At 41.7% G+C, this 20259-nt stretch carries 22 protein-coding genes and 1 pseudogene; 20 read left to right on the top strand and 3 right to left on the bottom strand.

Annotated elements, in window-relative coordinates:
• Positions 1-467 (top strand): annotated as a pseudogene (tnpA, locus tag HMPREF9965_RS10985) (IS200/IS605 family transposase); the annotation flags it as partial.
• A gap of 142 nt (positions 468-609) precedes the next feature.
• Here the strand turns inward: tnpA and rnjA are convergent.
• Both rnjA and HMPREF9965_RS10975 read right to left on the bottom strand, forming a co-directional pair.
• Entirely contained in the window at positions 610-2292 is a 1683-nt protein-coding gene (rnjA, locus tag HMPREF9965_RS10980; protein ID WP_000331966.1) for a ribonuclease J1, read from the bottom strand.
• 1 nt (position 2293) lies between these two features.
• Entirely contained in the window at positions 2294-2527 is a 234-nt protein-coding gene (locus HMPREF9965_RS10975) for a DNA-dependent RNA polymerase subunit epsilon (RefSeq protein WP_000639582.1), read from the bottom strand.
• Between the two features lie 285 nt (positions 2528-2812).
• Here HMPREF9965_RS10975 and HMPREF9965_RS10970 point away from each other — a divergent pair, with 285 nt between their 5' ends.
• From HMPREF9965_RS10970 to HMPREF9965_RS10900, 15 genes are all read left to right on the top strand, one after another.
• On the top strand, positions 2813-3028 hold the full coding sequence (locus HMPREF9965_RS10970) for a hypothetical protein (RefSeq protein WP_000492021.1): 216 nt from the start codon (positions 2813-2815) through the stop codon (positions 3026-3028).
• A gap of 476 nt (positions 3029-3504) precedes the next feature.
• Positions 3505-4188 carry a tRNA (adenosine(37)-N6)-threonylcarbamoyltransferase complex dimerization subunit type 1 TsaB gene (tsaB, locus tag HMPREF9965_RS10965; RefSeq protein WP_000865678.1) on the top strand — a complete coding sequence of 228 codons (684 nt, stop codon included), beginning with the start codon at positions 3505-3507 and terminating at the stop codon, positions 4186-4188.
• Positions 4185-4622 (top strand): ribosomal protein S18-alanine N-acetyltransferase, encoded by a 438-nt coding sequence (gene rimI, locus HMPREF9965_RS10960; RefSeq protein ID WP_000569833.1) that lies wholly within the window; start codon positions 4185-4187, stop codon positions 4620-4622. The genes tsaB and rimI overlap by 4 nt, the downstream gene beginning before the upstream one ends.
• Positions 4612-5622 (top strand): tRNA (adenosine(37)-N6)-threonylcarbamoyltransferase complex transferase subunit TsaD, encoded by a 1011-nt coding sequence (tsaD, locus tag HMPREF9965_RS10955; RefSeq protein WP_000655073.1) that lies wholly within the window; start codon positions 4612-4614, stop codon positions 5620-5622. The genes rimI and tsaD overlap by 11 nt, the downstream gene beginning before the upstream one ends.
• A gap of 109 nt (positions 5623-5731) precedes the next feature.
• On the top strand, positions 5732-6595 hold the full coding sequence (locus HMPREF9965_RS10950; RefSeq protein ID WP_000570760.1) for an Rgg/GadR/MutR family transcriptional regulator: 864 nt from the start codon (positions 5732-5734) through the stop codon (positions 6593-6595).
• Positions 6596-6710: 115 nt separating this feature from the next.
• Positions 6711-7379 (top strand): CPBP family intramembrane glutamic endopeptidase, encoded by a 669-nt coding sequence (locus HMPREF9965_RS10945; RefSeq protein WP_000720892.1) that lies wholly within the window; start codon positions 6711-6713, stop codon positions 7377-7379.
• A gap of 170 nt (positions 7380-7549) precedes the next feature.
• Positions 7550-8224, top strand: a complete 675-nt coding sequence (locus HMPREF9965_RS10940) for a CPBP family intramembrane glutamic endopeptidase (protein ID WP_000823100.1) — start codon at positions 7550-7552, stop codon at positions 8222-8224.
• Positions 8225-8405: 181 nt separating this feature from the next.
• A complete protein-coding gene (locus tag HMPREF9965_RS10935) occupies positions 8406-9011 on the top strand; it encodes a hypothetical protein (protein WP_000673209.1) in 606 nt (201 codons plus the stop codon).
• A gap of 143 nt (positions 9012-9154) precedes the next feature.
• The gene (locus tag HMPREF9965_RS10930) at positions 9155-9850 is read left to right on the top strand and encodes an AzlC family ABC transporter permease (protein WP_000659749.1); all 696 of its coding nucleotides are present in this window, start codon (positions 9155-9157) and stop codon (positions 9848-9850) included.
• Positions 9840-10163, top strand: a complete 324-nt coding sequence (locus HMPREF9965_RS10925) for an AzlD domain-containing protein (RefSeq protein WP_000253949.1) — start codon at positions 9840-9842, stop codon at positions 10161-10163. Before HMPREF9965_RS10930 ends, HMPREF9965_RS10925 begins: the two co-directional genes overlap by 11 nt.
• A 102-nt stretch (positions 10164-10265) precedes the next feature.
• Positions 10266-11111, top strand: a complete 846-nt coding sequence (locus tag HMPREF9965_RS10920; protein WP_001033979.1) for an amino acid ABC transporter substrate-binding protein — start codon at positions 10266-10268, stop codon at positions 11109-11111.
• 154 nt (positions 11112-11265) lie between these two features.
• Positions 11266-12120 carry a MetQ/NlpA family ABC transporter substrate-binding protein gene (locus HMPREF9965_RS10915; RefSeq protein ID WP_000694538.1) on the top strand — a complete coding sequence of 285 codons (855 nt, stop codon included), beginning with the start codon at positions 11266-11268 and terminating at the stop codon, positions 12118-12120.
• A gap of 118 nt (positions 12121-12238) precedes the next feature.
• Positions 12239-13612 carry a M20 family metallopeptidase gene (locus tag HMPREF9965_RS10910; protein ID WP_000232092.1) on the top strand — a complete coding sequence of 458 codons (1374 nt, stop codon included), beginning with the start codon at positions 12239-12241 and terminating at the stop codon, positions 13610-13612.
• Complete coding sequence (locus HMPREF9965_RS10905) at positions 13605-14666, top strand: methionine ABC transporter ATP-binding protein (protein WP_000085698.1); 1062 nt, start codon at positions 13605-13607, stop codon at positions 14664-14666. The genes HMPREF9965_RS10910 and HMPREF9965_RS10905 overlap by 8 nt, the downstream gene beginning before the upstream one ends.
• Before the next feature lies 1 nt (position 14667).
• On the top strand, positions 14668-15360 hold the full coding sequence (locus HMPREF9965_RS10900) for a methionine ABC transporter permease (protein ID WP_000134267.1): 693 nt from the start codon (positions 14668-14670) through the stop codon (positions 15358-15360).
• A 28-nt stretch (positions 15361-15388) separates the two neighbouring features.
• On the opposite strand, the gene HMPREF9965_RS10895 is transcribed toward HMPREF9965_RS10900, so the two are convergent.
• Positions 15389-15958 carry an MptD family putative ECF transporter S component gene (locus tag HMPREF9965_RS10895; RefSeq protein ID WP_000739518.1) on the bottom strand — a complete coding sequence of 190 codons (570 nt, stop codon included), beginning with the start codon at positions 15956-15958 and terminating at the stop codon, positions 15389-15391.
• Positions 15959-16091: 133 nt separating this feature from the next.
• Here HMPREF9965_RS10895 and HMPREF9965_RS10890 point away from each other — a divergent pair, with 133 nt between their 5' ends.
• From HMPREF9965_RS10890 to HMPREF9965_RS10875, 4 genes are read left to right on the top strand one after another with little or no spacing between them, the layout of a single operon-like run.
• Complete coding sequence (locus HMPREF9965_RS10890; protein WP_000514453.1) at positions 16092-16706, top strand: YesL family protein; 615 nt, start codon at positions 16092-16094, stop codon at positions 16704-16706.
• Entirely contained in the window at positions 16684-18354 is a 1671-nt protein-coding gene (locus HMPREF9965_RS10885) for a sensor histidine kinase (RefSeq protein ID WP_000800550.1), read from the top strand. Before HMPREF9965_RS10890 ends, HMPREF9965_RS10885 begins: the two co-directional genes overlap by 23 nt.
• A gap of 12 nt (positions 18355-18366) precedes the next feature.
• Positions 18367-19653 carry a response regulator transcription factor gene (locus HMPREF9965_RS10880; RefSeq protein WP_000278910.1) on the top strand — a complete coding sequence of 429 codons (1287 nt, stop codon included), beginning with the start codon at positions 18367-18369 and terminating at the stop codon, positions 19651-19653.
• Between the two features lie 60 nt (positions 19654-19713).
• Positions 19714-20247: an ABC transporter permease gene (locus HMPREF9965_RS10875; protein WP_000729042.1), complete on the top strand. Its 534-nt coding sequence runs from the start codon at positions 19714-19716 to the stop codon at positions 20245-20247.
• Positions 20248-20259: the final 12 nt, after the last annotated feature.

Here is a 20259-nt window from a genome sequence, read left to right as displayed (position 1 = left end):
ATCACATTGTGTTCACCCCCAAGTATAGACGAAAAGTGATCTATAATCAATATCGAAGTAGTTTAGGCGAAATATTTCATCGTTTGTGCAGCTATAAAGGTGTTGAAATTATCGAAGGTCACTTGATGCCTGATCATGTACATATGTTAGTAAGTATTCCACCGAGGATAAGTGTTTCAAGTTTCATGGGATATTTAAAAGGTAAAAGTGCACTCATGATGTTTGATAAACACGCTAATCTCAAGTACAAGTTTGGAAATCGGCATTTCTGGGCAGAAGGTTATTATGTGAGCACAGTAGGGCTTAATGAAGCCACAATTAAGAAATATATTCAAGATTAAAGAAATTATCCAGTGGATGATTTCTTCACGAGTATGAAAATTCGAGAACGAGTAAAGCATGATATAGCACTAGATAAATTAAGTGTAAAAGAATATGAGGATCCCTTTAGGGATAGTGGCAAGTAGTACCAAGGTCTCTTTAAGAGGCAAGTGACGAGTCAAGAGCAATGAGGCTTGAACAAAGTGAAAGCCAGCGTCTTTAGGTGCTGGCTGGTAATTTGGGCTTATAGCCCTAGTGCAAACCACCCGTTAGACGGGTGGTTATGATTTATTCTTCTTCATCTGGTGTGAGGATCATCGGGATAATGATCGGTTCACGTTCGGTATTTTCATAGAGGAAAGGACGAATGGCGTTGACAATAGCACCATTGACAGATTGTACGCTAGCGTCCTTGTTTTTCAATGCGATACGAATGGCATTGAAGAGGATGCGCTGGCTTTGGCGAATCAAGTCGCCAGACTCTCGCATGTAGACAAAGCCTCGGCTAAGGATGTCAGGACCAGACAAGATCATTTTAGACTTGAAGTCAACAGTTGCGACTGCTAGAACGACACCATCTTCAGATAGATCTCTACGGTCTTTGAGGACAGCCGCACCGATTTCACCAATACGATTTCCATCGACATAAATGTCTTGGGCATTGAAGTGGCCTGCGATACGAGCAGAATCTGCAGTAAGGGCAAGCACATCACCATTGCTCATGATAAAGATATTGTCCTTCTCGACACCAGTATCCACCGCTAGTCCAGCATGGACTTTCTGCATACGGTATTCACCATGAACAGGCATGAAGTATTTGGGCTTGATCAAGCGGAGCATGAGTTTTTGCTCTTGCTGACCACCGTGCCCAGAGGTGTGGATATTGTTGATTTTACCGTGGATGACTTCGACACCAGCTTCTGAGATAATATTAATCAGCTTGTTGACGCTAGTGGTGTTTCCAGGGATTGGGCTAGAAGAGAAGATAACGGTATCACCTGGTTGGAGTTGTACCTGACGGTGAGTTCCGTTGGCGATACGAGAGAGGGCTGCCATAGGCTCCCCTTGACTACCTGTACAAAGGATAAGAACCTCGCCTGCAGGGTAGTCTTTGATTTCATTTGGCTCGATAAAGGTTCCCTTAGGAGCTTTGATGTAGCCAAGCTCGATCCCGTTGACAATGGCCTTTTCCATAGAACGACCAAAGACCGCAATTTTGCGTCCAGTCTTAACAGCAGCATCTGTTGCTTGCTGGAGACGGAAGATGTTTGAGGCAAAGGATGCAAAGATAATACGTCCTTCAATACCTTGAATGATCTTCATGATAGACTGACCAACGACTTTTTCAGAGTTGGTAAAGGTTGGTACTTCTGCATTTGTCGAGTCAGAGAGGAGGCAGAGCACGCCTTCTTCACCAAGGGCTGCCATACGGTGCAGGTCTGCAGGTTCCCCAACTGGAGTAAAGTCAAACTTAAAGTCACCCGTACAGACGATTTTCCCTTGAGGAGTATGAATGACAATCCCTAAAGGCTCTGGAATGGAGTGGGTTGTTCTAAAGAAAGTTGCCTTGAGATTTTTAAAGGTCAACTCAGTGTTGTGGTTGATTTCGTAAAGTTTGGCGTTGCGCAAGAGGCCATGTTCTTCGAGTTTTCCACGGATCAAAGCCAAGGCAAGTGGTCCAGCGTAGATAGGGACATTTGCTTGCTTAAGCAGGAAAGGAATCCCACCGATGTGGTCCTCGTGTCCGTGTGTAATCAAAACAGCCTTGACGCGGTCGATATTGTCCACGATGTAAGAGTAGTCAGGGATAACGTAGTCGATACCCAGCAAGTCATCTTCCGGGAATTTGATCCCAGCATCGACGATGATAATTTCGTCTTGGTATTCAATTCCGTAAGTGTTTTTCCCGATTTCTCCCAGACCACCGATGGCAAAAACGCCGACTTCTTCAGGTTTAAGAGTGTAGGCCATATTAGAACTCCGTGATTTCGAAAGCGCCAGTTTCTTTTTCGTAATCTAGCAATTTGTCAGACAAGAGTTCGATATACTCGATATTGTACTCTGGGCGGTTTTCTTCGACAAGTTGGCGAGCAGCGATACGGCCCTCAAGTTCTGAGTTGGCATCGATGTCTAGGTAAAGTGAGCGTGTTGTTTCACGACGTGGGCTACGTTCTTTTGTTTCTTGATAAAAAACTTTGTAAATCATATAGTTCCTTTCTATTTTACAGGTCAGCTTATTCCAAACTTTTAGTAGAGATTTGCTTGATTTCATTCCATTTTGTGTCTAGATTGACCTTGATTCGTTACAATTATTTCAATTATACCACAAAATGAAAAATTAGTAAAAGACGGAAAATGAGAAAGTCGGGAGGGGAAGAAGGAACAAAAAGACAGGTAGGATTTGGTCGGAGAGCGCTTAGGTGTTATAATGGAAAGGGAAGTTTATGGATGGGAATATTTCCTATAGTTTTTAAAATAAGGAGGATTAAGAATGTTTAGTTTGTTTGAATTTGCGATTGGAGTTCGCCTCTTGATGTTTGTAGTCTTTGTAGCTTGTGTTTATGGAGGAAATCTTATTTTTACATATCTAGAGCACCGAAAAACAAAATTCCTTTGGAAACTGACCTTTGTAACACTCTACTCTATATTTCTGCTCCTTGTCACCTATGTTGTCTGGCTCGTTTTTCACTTCGGTTTAAATGCTTAAACTTAATTATTCATCTAATATAAGAAAATCCACCTCGTCTTGATAGATGGGGCGGATTTTTCTATTTTTAGATGAGCTCTTTATTGTTACGATGATGATTTCTCGTATCGAAAATCGAGTTGAAGCATAAAAAGAAAACAATGTAAACAGATGAATCAACTGGTAAGGGTGTAACGATTATGTTTAAATCATTGAAAATGATGAGCAAACTGTAAGAGATGAAGAGAATAAAATTTACCCTTCTAAAAATGTGCCTTTTATCTAGCATGACTTATCCAAATTTCTTACGAAGATCCTTTCAATTGCCTTGGTTACTTTTCTATTCGGAAAAGATAGGAAAAATGTAAAATTTTTTTGAATTTTTGTGCCTTCCTCTTTGTCTAAGTGGTAGGGCTTTTTGTTTGGGAAGAAAGAAAATTCCCATGCGTTGGCTTTTGTAGTATAATAGTAAACAGACAAAAAGATAGGAATGTGTTATGAAAGTATTAGCTTTTGATACGTCTAGCAAGGCTCTTTCTCTTGCCATTTTAGAGGATAAGCAGGTTCTTGCCGAGACCATAATCAATATCAAGAAAAATCACAGTATTACCCTCATGCCAGCCATCGATTTTTTGATGGCCAGTCTGGACCTGACGCCCAAAGATTTGGATCGAATCGTGGTAGCTGAAGGGCCAGGTAGCTACACAGGCTTGCGAATTGCGGTAGCAACTGCTAAGACCTTGGCTCATACCCTGAACATTGAGTTAGTTGGGATGTCCAGTCTCTTGGCTCTGGTACCACGCCAACAAGAAGGCTTGTTTGTCCCTTTGATGGATGCGCGTCGCAACAATGTTTACGCAGGATTTTATGAAAATGCCAAACCTGTCATGCCAGAAGCACACCTGTCCTTTGCGGAAGTGCTAGAGCAGGTCAAGGATGCTGAACAGGTGACCTTTGTCGGAGAAGTCGGTCCCTTTGTGGAGCAGATCCAAGAACAGCTACCACAAGCTAGCTATCAAGAAACCTTGCCAAATGCAGCTAATCTTGCTCTTTTGGCTTGGGATAGGGAAGCAGCCTCCTTGCACGACTTTGTGCCAAATTATCTCAAACGAGTTGAGGCTGAGGAAAATTGGCTTAAGAATCACACCGAGTCTGGCGAGTCTTACATTAAACGCCTATGATTGAAATCAAACGAATTCAACAGCAACCTGACCTGGCTCAAGCCATCTACGCTGTCATGGCAGATGTTTACCCAGTCAGTCCTTGGACGCTGGAACAAATCCAAGCAGACCTGTCCCAAGACCAGACTTGGTATGCTCTGGCTTATGAGGGAGCAGAAATGATAGGTATTTTAGCTGTGCAGGAGAATCTCTTTGAAGCAGAAGTCCTACAAATCGCTGTCAAAAAAGTCTATCAGGGTCAGGAAATTGCGTCAGCCTTGTTTGCTCAATTGCCGACAGATAAGGAAATTTTCCTTGAAGTCAGAAAGTCAAATCATCGAGCGCAAGCATTTTACAAGAAAGAAAAGATGGCGGTCATCGCTGAGCGAAAGGCCTACTACCATGATCCAGTCGAGGACGCCATCATCATGAAGAGAGAAGTAGATGAAGGATAGATATATTTTAGCATTTGAAACATCCTGTGACGAGACCAGTGTCGCTGTCTTGAAAAACGACGATGAGCTCTTGTCCAATGTCATTGCAAGTCAAATTGAGAGTCACAAACGCTTTGGGGGCGTGGTGCCAGAAGTTGCCAGTCGTCACCATGTCGAGGTCATTACAGCCTGTATCGAGGAGGCTCTAGTAGAAGCAGGAATTACCGAAGAGGACGTTACAGCTGTTGCGGTTACCTATGGACCTGGATTGGTTGGAGCTCTGCTAGTTGGTTTGTCAGCTGCCAAGGCCTTTGCTTGGGCGCATGGCTTGCCTCTAATTCCCGTTAACCACATGGCTGGCCACCTCATGGCGGCTCAGAGTGTGGAGCCTTTGGAGTTTCCTTTGTTGGCCCTCTTGGTCAGCGGTGGCCACACAGAGTTGGTCTATGTTTCTGAGGCTGGCGATTACAAGATTGTTGGGGAGACACGAGATGATGCGGTTGGGGAGGCTTATGACAAGGTCGGTCGTGTCATGGGCTTGACCTATCCTGCAGGTCGCGAGATTGATGAGTTGGCTCATCAGGGGCAGGATATTTATGATTTCCCTCGTGCCATGATTAAGGAGGACAATCTAGAGTTTTCATTCTCAGGTTTGAAGTCTGCCTTTATCAATCTCCATCATAATGCTGAGCAAAAGGGAGAAAGCCTGTCTACAGAGGATTTGTGTGCATCCTTCCAAGCAGCAGTCATGGATATTCTTATGGCCAAAACCAAGAAAGCTTTGGAGAAATATCCTGTTAAAACTCTGGTCGTGGCAGGTGGTGTAGCAGCTAATAAAGGCCTCAGAGAACGCCTAGCAGTCGAAATCACAGATGTCAAGGTTATCATCCCACCTCTACGACTTTGCGGAGACAATGCAGGAATGATTGCCTATGCCAGCGTTAGCGAGTGGAACAAAGAAAACTTTGCAGGCTTGGATCTCAACGCCAAACCGAGCCTCGCCTTTGATACCATAGAATAAAGAGTCAGCTTTGAGCTGGCTTTTTTGCTAAAATATTTTATAATATGTTAAAAAGTAAAAATTTTTACGAATAGAATAGTAAAGGGAATCTTTAAAGGGGAGTTTGGTCATGATTGAAAAACAGGAATTGGGAGAATTATACAAGGAATTGCGCCTGGCGAGGAAACTCAAGCAGTCAGATGTGGCTTGTGAGGGTCTGACAGCATCCCAGTTATCCAAGTTTGAACTGGGACGGTCTATGCTGTCTGCGGATAAACTGATACTAGCTATCCAAGGGATAAATGTGACCTTCGATGAGTTTGGACACAAGCTCAACAACTATCAAGAATCCCCACATATGCGATTTGGTCGAAAGGTTGTGGATCGCTTTGCCCATCAAGATATAGCGGGTTTAGAGCAACTGTTGGAGGAAATCGAGCAGGAACAGATAGCGCAGACCTATCGTCGTTTGAATGCCATCGTGATCAAAGATGCCATCCATTCCTTGGATAAAAGCTATCTGCTCGAAGAGGAGGATCGTGAGTTTTTGACCACCTACCTTTATGCTATCGAGTCTTGGACCTGGTTTGAACTCTATATATTTTGTAACACTATGCCCTTCTTGAGTAATCAAGATCTGATCTTTTTATCAACCTCCTTACTCGAAAAATCCAAGGAATTTAAAGAATTGGCACACAATAGACTGTATATGAAAAGTGGCTATCTGAATATCATATCAGAGTTCATGGAGCGTAAGCTTTTCTCTTACATCCCAATCTTTGAGTCTGAGTTGGAGAGCATGCTCCGTCCATACGATGTTTTTGAGAAATTATTGTGGCAATTTTTAAAGAAAATGAGTGTTTTCCTTCAAACTAAGGGAAGTAATCAAAAAGAGATTGAACACTTTATCCAATCTCTACAAATATTAGAAAATCCTCAATTAACAGCCCTTTTTAAATTGCGTTTGCAGCAATACAAAGAGCTTATCGATTAGTCAACAATCGCAAATGAGAGATTTCTATAAGAAAAAATGTCAAATATGCGATTTTCTAAAATGTGGTGATTTCCGTGTTATACTATCCTTATTTCATAGTATAGGAGAAAATAGAATGAAAAAGATAATCTCACGCTACTACTTTTTTATAGCTGTTCTACTTGTCATTGCTGACCAGTTCTTCATTCGTTTGGTTTTACACAGTGACCTTGCTGCTGGTCTATCTGACTTTGCCTATTATTTGTCGGATATGATGTTGAATTTTCTTGTGGTTCTGCTTGCTATTATTGTTATGATTCAAGCAGGGAAATGGCAGAAAATCAACAGTAGGAAATTTAAGGGAGCTTATCTTTTTTATTCCTTCCTAGCTCTCCTAGCTTTTGTTATTTGGAATTTCGTCACATTTTTTATTTTTCCGCCTACCAAAAATGAAATTGCTTATCAACTGGATGTTCCTACTTTTACAGGAGCTACGGTATTTTTGATGTATTTTTTCTATCCTGTGATTGCAGGTCCCATTTTTGAAGAGATAATCTATCGTGGGTTGGTGATGATCGCTCTGGAAAAAGGAAAGAAATGGGGACTGGATGTACTCGGATCAGCTATATTATTTGGAATCTTGCACATTAGTAGTCATGGATGGATCTTGACAGACTTTTTCTTCTATATGGGTGGTGGTCTCATATCTGCAGTCTTATTTAGAGTGACAAAGTCGATTTATTGGCCTATTGGATTGCATATAGTCTACAATGGCATTGGCCAGATTCTCCCTTTATTGTTTTAAAATTTTTCAAGAATCCTAATTAGACAAAGAAAATACTAGTTATAACATAAAAAATTCCTGAGTCAGTTTGTGGTATTGGACCAAGCCCTTACGGAGCTTTTGATTGGATGAAAGGACTCTGGGCAGGCTTGGCTGAAAGAAGACGTAAATAAAACTTAAAAGGATCAACTATGAAAAGGAAAGAAACGAAATTTTATTTAGGGACAATTTTGGTGCTTGTGTCCTATTACTTGATTTTTAATCTTGTAGCAAAATTAGATTCAGTGAACCAATTATCCGACTTTGGATTTTATGGGATTCAAATTTTATTGATAGTGATTGAGGGAATTGCTGCTACTGTGATTCTTGTTAAGAGTCAACGTTGGAAAGAGTACGGTCGATTCCAGTTTCGTTGGTCCTATCTGGGTATTTTCTTTCTTTCCTTTATATTGATGTTTTTGTGGGTAAATATAATGACTCGGATCTTTCCTAGCACGCAAAATGGGAGTGCAATAGTGAAAGAAGCAGCTAATTTGACAGGAATTAGTTACTTTATAACGCGCATTTTATACGGTAGTCTCATTGCTCCTATAGTTGAAGAGTTGGTTTTTCGGGGGCTTCTGATGACATCCCTAACTAAATTTAAAAAATACTATGTTGACATAATTGTCTCCTCGACTCTATTCAGTCTTATCCATGTTTTGCAATATGGATGGGTGATAACAGACTTCATCATTTATGCAGGAGCAGGTCTGCTACTCTGTATGCTCTTTCGCTATACACGTTCAATTTATTGGTCAATGGCACTCCACATCTTGTGGAATAGCTTTTTAATTATCGTGAGCTTATTGGTGTTTGGATATTAGATTTAGCAGAAATTTTTACATCACATAGATAAGGCTGGCTTCCCAGTCTTTTTCTTATTATGACGGTTTGTTACTGACTCTTGCTCAATTTAAAACAAAAAGAAGCATTTTTAAAATCTAATCACGGAATCCGACTCTATCAAAGTTTGTCAATTCTAGAGTTTTTTTGTATAGTAGAAATATGAAATTTACAAAAATAATCAGTAGTTTGCTTGCTCTTGGAGCTTTACTCATGCTTTTATCAGCTTGCCAGAATGTTAAACAGACACAACTGGTCTTGTTTGAAACACTTTCATTCGACATGTCTCTTAAATCCTTTGAAGAAGTATTTGGAGAGGCTAGTGAAGTGGTGGAGGAAACAGAGATGGCCTATCGAGATACTTGGCATGCAGAAGACCCCTATTTCTATAAAACGGGACGCCTTTTCTATGATTACGAAAATATTGCTTTGAATGGTTATACAGGTCGAGCAAGATTCACATTTTCAAAATCACATCGCTTGGAAAAAGCGACAGTTCATATTCCTGTAGCCTCAAAAGGGGAGCAATATGTAGTGCTCAACAATCTATCCCAGACTATAAAAAAAGAAATTGAAGCTCTTCCGAATTTTCAATCTGTAACTACCGAGACGGTAGGACTATACGATGACGGCTATCGCTATAAAGTCAAGTTGAAAGGACAAAGGAGAGAATTTTGGGTTGATATCTATCCGACAGAAGATGAAGATGCTAAAGAAATTGAAGATAAAAAGTATACTATTCGGGTGGATCAGTTTAGGATGCATTAATAACACTCATGGGATTTCAGCATTTTTTACTAGCTCTAAGTTTCAAACTCTAAACTTTTTTCTCTTCTTTGAATGTGTTATAATATTCCTTGCTGTGGCTATGACCATGAACAGCCTCAAAGGAAGAGAATAAGAGGAGAGAGATGAAAGAAAAAGGATTTTGGGAAGGTGTACAGGCAGCCATGCCGACTGCCCTTGGCTATGTCAGCATTGGCCTGGCTTGTGGGATTATTGGCGCGCCCTATGTGACACCTGTTGAGATGGGCTTGATGAGCCTCTTTGTTTATGCTGGGAGCGCCCAGTTTGCCATGTTGGCACTGATTGCGGTACAAGCGCCTGTGGCAGCTATTGCTATGACGGTCTTTTTGATCAACTTGCGACTCTTTTTGCTGAGCTTGCATGCATCGACCTATTTCCGTCATACTAGTATCTGGCAAAATATCGGGATGTCGAGCCTCTTGACAGATGAGACTTACGGGGTTTTGATGGGAGAATTAGCCCATACAGACAAGGTCAATCCTATGTGGATGCATGGGAACAATCTCAACAGTTATGTAGCTTGGTTTGTGGGGACAGTAGTCGGAACTGCTTTAGGTGGCCTTCTTCCAAATCCTGAGGTCTTTGGATTAGACTTTGCACTTGTTGGGATGTTTATCGGGATTTTTACTTCGCAATTTCAGATTATGCAAAGACGGGTTCCTGGCCGCAATCTGCTGCTGATCCTAGCAGTTGTTGCGGTGTCTTTCTTTTTCCTCTTGACAGTGGTGTCCCAGTCGCTGGCTGTTCTATTTGCAACACTACTTGGTTGTACGATGGGGGTGGTTTTAGATGGTCAGTAAGTATCTTTTATTAGCTGTAGTTTTCTCAGGATTGGTGACTTGGATTCCTCGTATGATTCCTTTCATCTTGGTTAAGTACAAGGGTTTGCCAGCTATCGTTGAGCGTTTTTTGAAGTTTTTACCTGTTTCCATTATCTTTGCCTTGATCCTTTCAAGCGTGGTGACAGGTAAGGTTGGAAGCTTTCCTCAAATCAAATGGCTAGACTTTTTAGCAGTCTTTCCAACGGCTTGGGTAGCCTTTCGCTATCGCAATTTAGTCGGCACAGTTCTCTTTGGAGTTGTCTTGATTGCAGTCTTGCGTCTGGTCTTTTAATCAGCTATAAGAAAAACCTATCACCGAGATAGGTATCATATAATGGCGAAAAAAAATATTTTCTGTTAAGATAGTACAGTATTCTATTTTGGAGGAAATGACATGAACAAAATCGTCAAATATTCATCTCTTGCTGCCTTAGGACTCGTTGCGGCAGGTGTGCTAGCAGCTTGCTCAGGTGGAGATAAGAAAGATAGCGCATCTAGCGAAGCAGCAACACCTGGTAAGAAAGAAATTGTCGTAGCGACCAACGCTTCACCAAAACCATTTAACTATGAAGACAACGGTGAGTTGACTGGTTATGAGATTGAAGTAGTTCGTGCTATCTTTAAAGACTCTGACAAATACGATGTCAAGTTTGAAAAGACAGAGTGGTCAGGTGTCTTTGCGGGCCTTGATGCTGATCGCTACCAAATGGCTGTGAACAACATCAGCTACACCAAAGAACGTGCTGAAAAATACCTTTATGCAGCTCCAACTGCTAAAAACCCTAATGTTCTTGTTGTGAAAAAAGATGATAACAGTATTAAGTCACTTGATGATATTGGTGGAAAGTCTACTGAAGTCGTTCAAGGAACAACAACAGCTAAACAACTGGAAGACTATAACAAACAACACGCAGACAATCCAACGGTTCTTAACTACACCAAGGCTGATTTCCAACAAATCATGTCTCGTTTGAGCGATGGTCAATTTGACTACAAGATTTTTGATAAAATCGGTGTTGAAACAGTTATCAAAAACCAAGGTTTGGATAACTTGAAAGTGATTGAGCTTCCAAGTGACCAACAACCTTACGTTTACCCGCTTCTTGCTAAAGGTCAAGATGAGTTGAAATCATTTGTAGACAAACGCATCCAAGAACTCTACAAAGATGGAACTCTTGAAAAATTGTCTAAACAGTTCTTCGGGGACACTTACCTCCCAGCAGAAGCTGATATTAAATAGTCGTATGAAATCATCCAATCTGAGAAAGGCGGATGATTTCTCAATTTTTGGATATATAGTTTCAAACTATATGTCTGCCTATCTAATAACAATTTGCTAAATCAAATAAAGTATGAGATACTATTACGGTATTATTTTTAAAGGAGAAAGAATCATGAAAATTAAAAAATGGCTCGGTGTAGCAGCTCTTGCTACAGTCGCAGGTTTGACTCTTGCAGCTTGCGGAAATTCAGAAAAGAAAGCAGACAACGAAACAGTTGTCAAAATTGCAACAGTTAACCGTAGCGGTTCTGAAGAAAAACGTTGGGATAAAATCCAAGAATTGGTTAAAAAAGATGGTATTAAATTGGAATTCACAGAGTTCACTGACTACTCTCAACCAAACAAGGCAACTGCTGATGGCGAAGTAGACTTGAACGCTTTCCAACACTACAACTTCTTGAACAACTGGAACAAAGAAAACGGGAAAGACCTTGTAGCGATTGCAGATACGTACATCTCACCAATCCGCCTTTACTCAGGTAAAAATGGGGAAGAAAACAAGTACACGAAAGTGGAAGAAATCCCAGATAAGGGCGAAATCGCTGTGCCAAACGATGCTACAAACGAAAGCCGTGCGCTTTACTTGCTTCAATCAGCTGGTTTGATCAAATTGGATGTTTCTGGAACTGAACTTGCTACTATCGCAAACATCAAAGAAAATCCAAAGAACTTGAAGATTACTGAATTGGACGCTAGCCAAACGGCTCGTTCATTGTCATCAGTTGATGCTGCCGTTGTAAACAATACCTTCGTTACAGAAGCAAAATTGGACTACAAAAAAGCACTCTTCAAAGAACAAGCTGATGAAAACTCAAAACAATGGTACAACATCATCGTTGCGAAAAAAGATTGGGAATCATCACCTAAGGCTGATGCCATCAAGAAAATTATCGCGGCTTACCACACTGATGAAGTGAAAAAAGTTATCGAAGAAACATCAGACGGTTTGGACCAACCAGTTTGGTAATAAGACACAGGGAGGTGGGAGAGAGTTTCCACCTCTTACTTTTGTATAGAGAGTTGATTTTAAAGAGGCACTTGGGGTTGTTCCAAGGACACAAGTATGTAGTAGAAAGAGAGAGAAAATGGTTTTTTCCAGCGAACAAGAGCAGATTGAAAAATTTGAGAAGGATCATGTAGCTCAACATTATTTTGAAGTCTTGCGCACCTTAATTTCCAAGAAATCAGTCTTTGCCCAGCAGGTTGGACTTAAGGAAGTCGCAAACTATCTGGGTGAGATTTTTAAGCGTGTAGGGGCTGAAGTGGAGATTGATGAGACTTATACGGCTCCCTTTGTCATGACGCATTTCAAGAGTTCGCGTCCAGATGCTAAGACCTTGATCTTCTATAACCACTATGACACCGTGCCAGCGGATGGTGACCAGGTGTGGACAGAGGATCCTTTTACCCTTTCTGTGCGAAATGGCTTTATGTATGGACGTGGGGTTGACGACGACAAGGGGCATATCACGGCTCGTTTGAGCGCTTTGAGAAAATACATGCAACACCATGATGACCTACCTGTCAATATTAGTTTTATCATGGAAGGGGCAGAGGAGTCTGCTTCCATGGATCTAGATAAGTATTTAGAGAAACACGCAGACAAACTTCGTGGGGCGGATTTGCTGGTATGGGAACAAGGTACAAAGAACGCCTTGGAGCAGTTAGAGATTTCTGGTGGAAACAAGGGAATCGTGACCTTTGATGCCAAGGTGAAAAGTGCGGATGTAGATATCCACTCGAGTTATGGTGGTGTCGTGGAGTCAGCACCATGGTATCTTATCCAGGCCTTAAGTAGTCTGCGAGCTGCTGATGGCCGTATCTTAGTAGAAGGCTTGTACGAGGATGTTCAAGAGCCGAATGAACGAGAACTAGCCTTGGTAGATACCTACGCCCAACGCAATCCTGAGGAAATCAGTCGCATTTACGGCTTGGAATTGCCTCTCTTACAAGAGGACCGCGCTGCCTTTCTCAAACGATTCTTTTTTGAACCTGCACTCAATATAGAAGGAATCCAGTCTGGCTATCAAGGTCAGGGTGTTAAGACTATTTTGCCAGCAGAAGCTAGTGCCAAGTTAGAGATTCGTTTGGTTCCTGGCCTAGAACCGCATGATGTCCTGGAAAAAATTCGGAAACAGCTAGACAAAAATGGCTTTGATAAGGTAGAATTATACTATACCTTGGGAGAGATGAGCTATCGAAGCGATATGAGCGCGCCAGCCATTCTCAATGTGATCGAGTTGGCCAAGAAATTCTATCCACAGGGGGTATCAGTCTTGCCAACAACGGCGGGGACAGGACCTATGCATACGGTCTTTGATGCCCTAGAGGTACCCATGGTGGCCTTTGGTCTAGGGAATGCCAATAGCCGAGACCACGGTGGAGATGAAAACGTGCGAATCGCAGATTACTACACCCATATTGAATTAGTAGAGGAGCTGATTAGAAGCTATGAGTAGAGATATTATTAGGTTAGATCAGATCGATGTGACTTTTCATCAGAAGAAGAGAACCATCACAGCGGTCAAGGATGTGACCATTCACATCCAAGAAGGGGATATCTACGGAATCGTTGGATATTCTGGAGCAGGGAAATCAACCCTTGTACGGGTGATTAACCTCTTGCAAAAGCCATCTGCTGGGAAAATTACCATTGATAACGATGTGATTTTTGATGGCAAGGTGACCTTGACTGCAGAGCAGTTGCGTCGTAAGCGTCAAGACATTGGGATGATTTTCCAGCATTTCAATCTGATGAGTCAAAAGACAGCAGAGGAAAATGTAGCCTTTGCCCTTAAGCACTCTGGACTCAGCAAGGAAGAAAAGAAAGCAAAAGTTGCTAAGTTGTTGGATTTAGTTGGCTTGGCGGATCGTGCTGAAAACTACCCTTCACAACTATCTGGAGGGCAAAAACAGCGTGTAGCTATTGCGCGTGCCTTGGCAAATGATCCGAAAATCTTGATTTCAGATGAGTCAACGTCTGCCCTCGACCCTAAGACAACCAAGCAAATTCTAGCCTTGTTGCAAGATTTGAACCAAAAATTAGGATTGACAGTTGTCTTGATTACGCATGAAATGCAGATTGTCAAAGACATTGCCAACCGTGTGGCAGTTATGCAGGATGGGCATTTGATTGAAGAGGGCAGTGTCCTTGAAATCTTCTCAGACCCTAAACAACCTTTGACCCAGGACTTTATCTCAACAGCTACAGGTATTGATGAAGCCATGGTCAAGATTGAGAAGCAAGAAATCGTAGAGCACTTATCTGAGAACAGTATCTTAGTACAGCTCAAGTATGCAGGGGCTTCGACAGACGAGCCACTTTTGAATGAATTGTACAAGCATTACCAAGTAACAGCTAATATCCTTTATGGAAATATCGAAATTCTCGATGGCACTCCCGTTGGAGAATTGGTTGTGGTCTTGTCAGGAGAAAAAGCAGCGCTAGCAGGTGCTCAAGAAGCTATCCGCCAAGCTGGCGTACAGTTAAAAGTATTGAAGGGAGGACAGTAAAATGACAGAGTTTATTCAAACTTACTTACCAAATGTCTATAAAATGGGCTGGGCTGGTCAAGCAGGCTGGGGAACAGCCATCTACCTAACTCTTTATATGACAGTTCTTTCCTTCATCATCGGAGGGTTCCTGGGGCTGGTGGCAGGTCTCTTCCTCGTCTTGACAGCGCCAGGCGGTGTCTTGGAGAACAAGGTCGTTTTCTGGATTTTAGACAAGATTACCTCTATTTTCCGTGCGGTTCCCTTTATCATCCTTTTGGCTATCTTGTCACCACTTTCTCACTTGATTGTGAAGACTAGTATTGGTCCAAATGCAGCTCTTGTGCCACTTTCTTTTGCAGTCTTTGCCTTCTTTGCCCGTCAGGTGCAGGTCGTCTTGGCTGAGCTAGATGGCGGTGTCATTGAAGCGGCGCAGGCTAGTGGAGCGACTTTCTGGGATATCGTGGGGGTTTATCTATCGGAAGGTCTTCCAGATTTGATTCGTGTGACGACTGTGACCTTGATTTCACTAGTCGGTGAAACAGCTATGGCTGGTGCGGTCGGAGCTGGTGGTATTGGTAACGTAGCCATCGCTTATGGCTTTAACCGTTTCAATCACGATGTGACAGTTCTAGCAACCATCATTATCATCTTGATTATCTTTACGATCCAGTTCTTGGGAGATTTCTTGACTAAGAAATTAAGTCATAAATAAAAAGAGCCGAAGGGCTCTTTTTTAGTGATTAGATTTTGTTTGCAAACTTTTTACTAATAGCTTGCCCAACCAAAGCCCCAATCAAGGCACCAAGGAGAATGCTTGCGACAAAGAGAAGGATTTTGTCCAACTCTGGAGCGACCATGATACGGTCAATGTATTCTTGGGATTTTCCACGAGCGAGTAAGGTAGCCACGTAAGCTTTGGGACGGATCCACATGAGGAAGATAGGGCCACTTGTACTAAAAGCAAAGACGAGGAAGGAGAGGGTGTTTTTAATTCGATCTTTATAGTTGCCGAGGCGAGCGATAGCATCTGCTGCAAGACCACAGGCGATAGCTGGTAGAAAAGCGCCAGCGCCGTGTTTACTAGCTAGAAAAAAGAGAGCCATAAAGAGTCCGAGAGTGGTAATCGCTCCAAAACGAGGAACCTTTGCCAAAAGAAACATGTAGACGCTACCCCCGACAAGGGCAGAAAAGGCAGGCGCATAGAACATATTGCCCGTTGAATCCACCAAGTGTCCAAGTACTACTCCGATTCCTAGACAGAGGAAGTAGAGAACGACGGCTAAGAGGGTAGTTAAGATATTTTTCTTCATGAGAATCTCCTTATATAAAACTGTCAAAATCAATTGTATCACGCTTTTAGAGGATTGTAAATGGGTGCTCTATGTTTTTGAAAACGTTTGAAATATGATATAATAGTTACATAGTTGTTTTAAGGAGGATATTATGGGAAAGTTTCTAGAATTCGTCTTTAATCGTTTCTTTTTAGGAATGATTGCGACGGCTTTTTTCTGGTTATTGACACTAGCAGGAGGTGTAGTTTTTGGTTTGGCACCAGCTAGCGCAACCCTTATGAGTTTATATGCGGAGCACGGTTATACTTATCAAGCTTATAGTTTGAAAGAAGCTTGGGAATTGTATAAGAGTAACTTTGTCAAGAGTAACCTAGCTTTCTATAGTTTTGTACTTGTAGATCTAGTCTTAGTCTATGGTTTGTACCTTTTGGTTCAATTGCCTCATCAGACTATCTTCCACCTCTTGGCAACCTTTCTCAATGTCCTTGTAGTTGCTCTTGTCTTTCTAGCCTACACTGTTTCCTTGAAACTTCAGGTGTACTTTGATTTATCCTACCAAAACACTTTGAAACTGTCCCTTATCGGGATTTTCATGAGCTTACCTGCGATTGCCAAGGTTTTACTCGGGTCAGCTCTCCTTGTAGGAATTGGTTACTATATGCCCGCCTTGCTTTCCTTCGTAGGAATTGGGATGTGGCATTTCTTTATCAGTGATATGTTGGAACCTGTATATGAAAGTATCCATGAAAAATTGGCGACAAAATAAAATGAAGCCGTTCTGGCTCCACTCGCTCTTGCGCATCTATACCTTGGTGATGATTGTCATCATTGCAAGTTTTGCGGTCATGCTCTCCTATGCTGACTGGAGTTCCCGTGAAAAAGAAGCCCAGCGAGTAGCTCAACGTGTAACGACTCGGACAGTGAGTGAGATTGAATATTACCACAGGGAGTCGACTCAGCTAGCGCAGGAACTGGTTGAAAATCGAGCACGGATAGAGGGGATTTACAAGTATTTTAGTCTGAGTACATCGGATTATTTTTACTGGCTGTTGCAACGTAAAGCGTCTCCCTATGTCTCAGTATCCTTGTATGAAAACATTGATGATTTGTATGTAAGAAATGACTTTGTGACAGGTGTTGCAATTGTTTTGCAAGACTACAAGGAAGTCTACGTTTCTACTAGAGAGAAACGTAGCGGGGAGAAAATTCTTGCTGAGGATTTCAAACCAGCAGCCAATAGTTTTGCCATACCAGTACTCGATCCTAACTCCGATCAGTCTCTAGGTGTTATTTACATTTCTTTATCGCAAGATGTACTTTACCAAGCAATTGATAATACTCGCGGTCTGATTCCTGTGGCCGTGACGATCACCTCCCCTTTTGATACTGAATTGTTTCATATAGGGGAAAATGTAGTAGCTGAACGGGAAAATTGGATTGTTGGTTTGACATCACATGGCTATCAAGTCCAATCAGCAGTTCCAAAGAATTTTGTTCTTACTGGGACTTTAACTAGTTCCGCTGTCATTGTTGGTTTGAGTGGTCTCTTTATTATTATTTTATATGTGACCTTGAGGCAGACCTTCTCCAATTACCAAAGGCAGGTTGTGGATTTGGTGGAGTCTATTGAGGTTATTGCCCAAGGAGAAGAGGGCCTTCGGATCGATACTTCTGAAAAAGATCAGGAATTGCTCCTCATTGCAGAAACAACCAATGATATGTTGGATCGACTGGAAAAAAATATCCATGATATCTATCAGCTGGAGCTCAGTCAGAAAGATGCCAATATGCGGGCCTTACAAGCTCAAATCAATCCTCACTTTATGTACAATACTTTAGAGTTTCTGCGCATGTATGCCGTCATGGAAAGCCAAGATGAACTGGCGGATATTATCTATGAATTTAGCAGTTTACTACGCAATAATATCTCCGACGAGCGGGAAACGACGCTGAAGCAAGAATTAGAATTTTGTCGCAAATACAGCTATCTCTGTATGGTGCGTTATCCAAAGTCAGTTGCCTATGGTTTTAAGATCGCACCCGAATTAGAAAATATGAAGATTCCCAAGTTTACGCTCCAACCATTGGTCGAAAACTACTTTGCCCACGGTATTGACCACCGTCGAACAGATAATGTCATCAGCATCAAGGTCTTGAAGGGCCAAGGTTTTGTTGAAATCCTAGTAGTAGACAATGGTCGCGGGATGACTGCTGAGAAACTAGCTAGCTTGCAAGAAAAACTAACTCAGAGAAGTTTTGAGCACGAAGCAAGCTATAGCGGAGAGCGACAGTCAATCGGAATAGTCAATGTACACGAACGCTTTGTCCTCTATTTTGGGGATCGCTACCAAATTAGTGTAGAGTCAGCTGAGCAAGAAGGTGTTCGTTACCGTATTACTATTCAAAATGAATAGAAAGGAAGGGAAATGTATAAAGTTTTATTAGTAGACGACGAGTATATGGTGACAGAGGGGCTCAAGCGATTAATCCCCTTTGAAAAATGGGATATGCAAGTCGTCGCAACAGCTAATCACGCTGATGATGCTTTAGACTATGTCAAGGAAAATCCAGTAGATGTGATCATTTCCGATGTCAATATGCCAGATAAGACAGGGCTTGAGATGATTAAGGAAATGAAGGAGCTGCTTCCAGATACCTATTATATCTTGCTGTCTGGTTATCAGGAGTTTGATTACGTCAAAAAAGCCATGAACCTTAGTGTCGTGGATTATCTGGTGAAGCCAGTGGATAAGGTGGAGTTGAGTCATCTATTAGAAAAAATTGCGAGACAGCTTCAGGAAAAGGTGGAGCAAAGCCAAACTCTCAGCCAAGAATTGGATGAAGAGGGCTTTATCAACTTCTTAGCGGGTAAAGACAACTGGTGGATAGGTCTTTCCAAGGAAAAGCAAGGCTCCTTCACTATTCCTTACTATGTTTTAGGTCAAGACTGGCAGATTTTTATCTCTGATCAACCACTAGATGGAATCGTAGTAACGCCTTTTGAAGCGCCCTACCAACAAGCCTTTGAAAAATGGAAGATCAACGCAGAAAAAGCCCTTTTCTACGGTTCAGTTAATCTAGAAAAATCCGAGAGTTTGTTTGCTTATTACGAGCCGATTTATCGGGTGATTATCCAAGGGAATATCAATCAAATCATCGAGGAATTAACCCTGCTGGAGAAGGTTGTCTTAGAGAACACACCGCGCGTGGCTATCACCAAACAGCTCTTCACCCAGTTTGTCATGGATGTCTTCCACTTGTTTGAGCACTTAAAAGCGGATGATATGACCGAGATTGTCAAAGCCATCCATGCTATTAACTCTTTTGAAGAATTGGTTGCCTACATCAAAGAAACCTTGACTAAGTTCTTTGGCCAGTACCGCATGAATGAAAACGTGGTGAGTGTTCTAGAGGTTATCGGCCGTGATTATCAAAAAGAGTTATCACTTAAGGATATCAGCAAAGATCTCTTTATCAACCCTGTCTACCTCGGTCAGTTAATCAAGCGAGAAACCAACTCAACCTTCGCAGAATTGCTCAACAAACAGCGCATCAAGGCGGCGCAACAGCTCTTGCTTTCAACCAATGATAGTATTGAAGATGTTTGCTATGCTGTTGGTTACAGCAATGTTGGATATTTCTACAAGGTCTTCCGTAAATTGTGCGGAAAATCACCAAAAGCTTATCGCAAACAAGTCGAAAGTTCCCTGTAAAACTTGTATTTACATACAAAAAATGCTATAATATTCAAAATACCTTAAGGAGGAGAAATTATGAAAAAGAAACCAATTTATCTTTGGGTTTTATTAGTTCTATCAGCATTGATTTCAGCTATGTCTTTGTTTGGAATACTAAGTCCAGTTCCTAGTAAAGAAACACTAGGTGCCAGTCAAGCTCAAGTTCAAGGTGCTAGCGCCCAACAACTAGAGGATACGATTAATTATCTACATAAGACAGCTGAATTATCGCATTCGACTGTTAACATCGTTTTGATTGTTTTATCTGCGATTTTAGTAGTCGCAGGTATTGTGCTCTTGGTTCGTAATCATTTGCAATATGCAAATTATGCTTACATTGCTTATGTTTTGCTTGCCATTGTTGGTTCGATTTATACTTACATGGGTATGCAAGATGCTGTACAAGCTATCCGTGATGAAACTTTGCGACTAGGGACAGAAGTCCTTGGAAAGGGAACAACGATTTTATTTGTTGTTATCAATGTCCTCTTCCTTGCCATTGTCTTTTACAAGATGTGGCGTCAACAAAAAGATTTGTCTGAGGAAGTCGAAACAGAAGAGGCTGCCTAAGTATTGACAAAA

The organism is Streptococcus mitis bv. 2 str. SK95, assembly GCF_000222705.1.
In the GTDB taxonomy this organism is placed as follows: Bacteria; Bacillota; Bacilli; order Lactobacillales; family Streptococcaceae; genus Streptococcus; species Streptococcus mitis_AY.
This window is presented reverse-complemented; position numbering and strand designations above follow the sequence as displayed.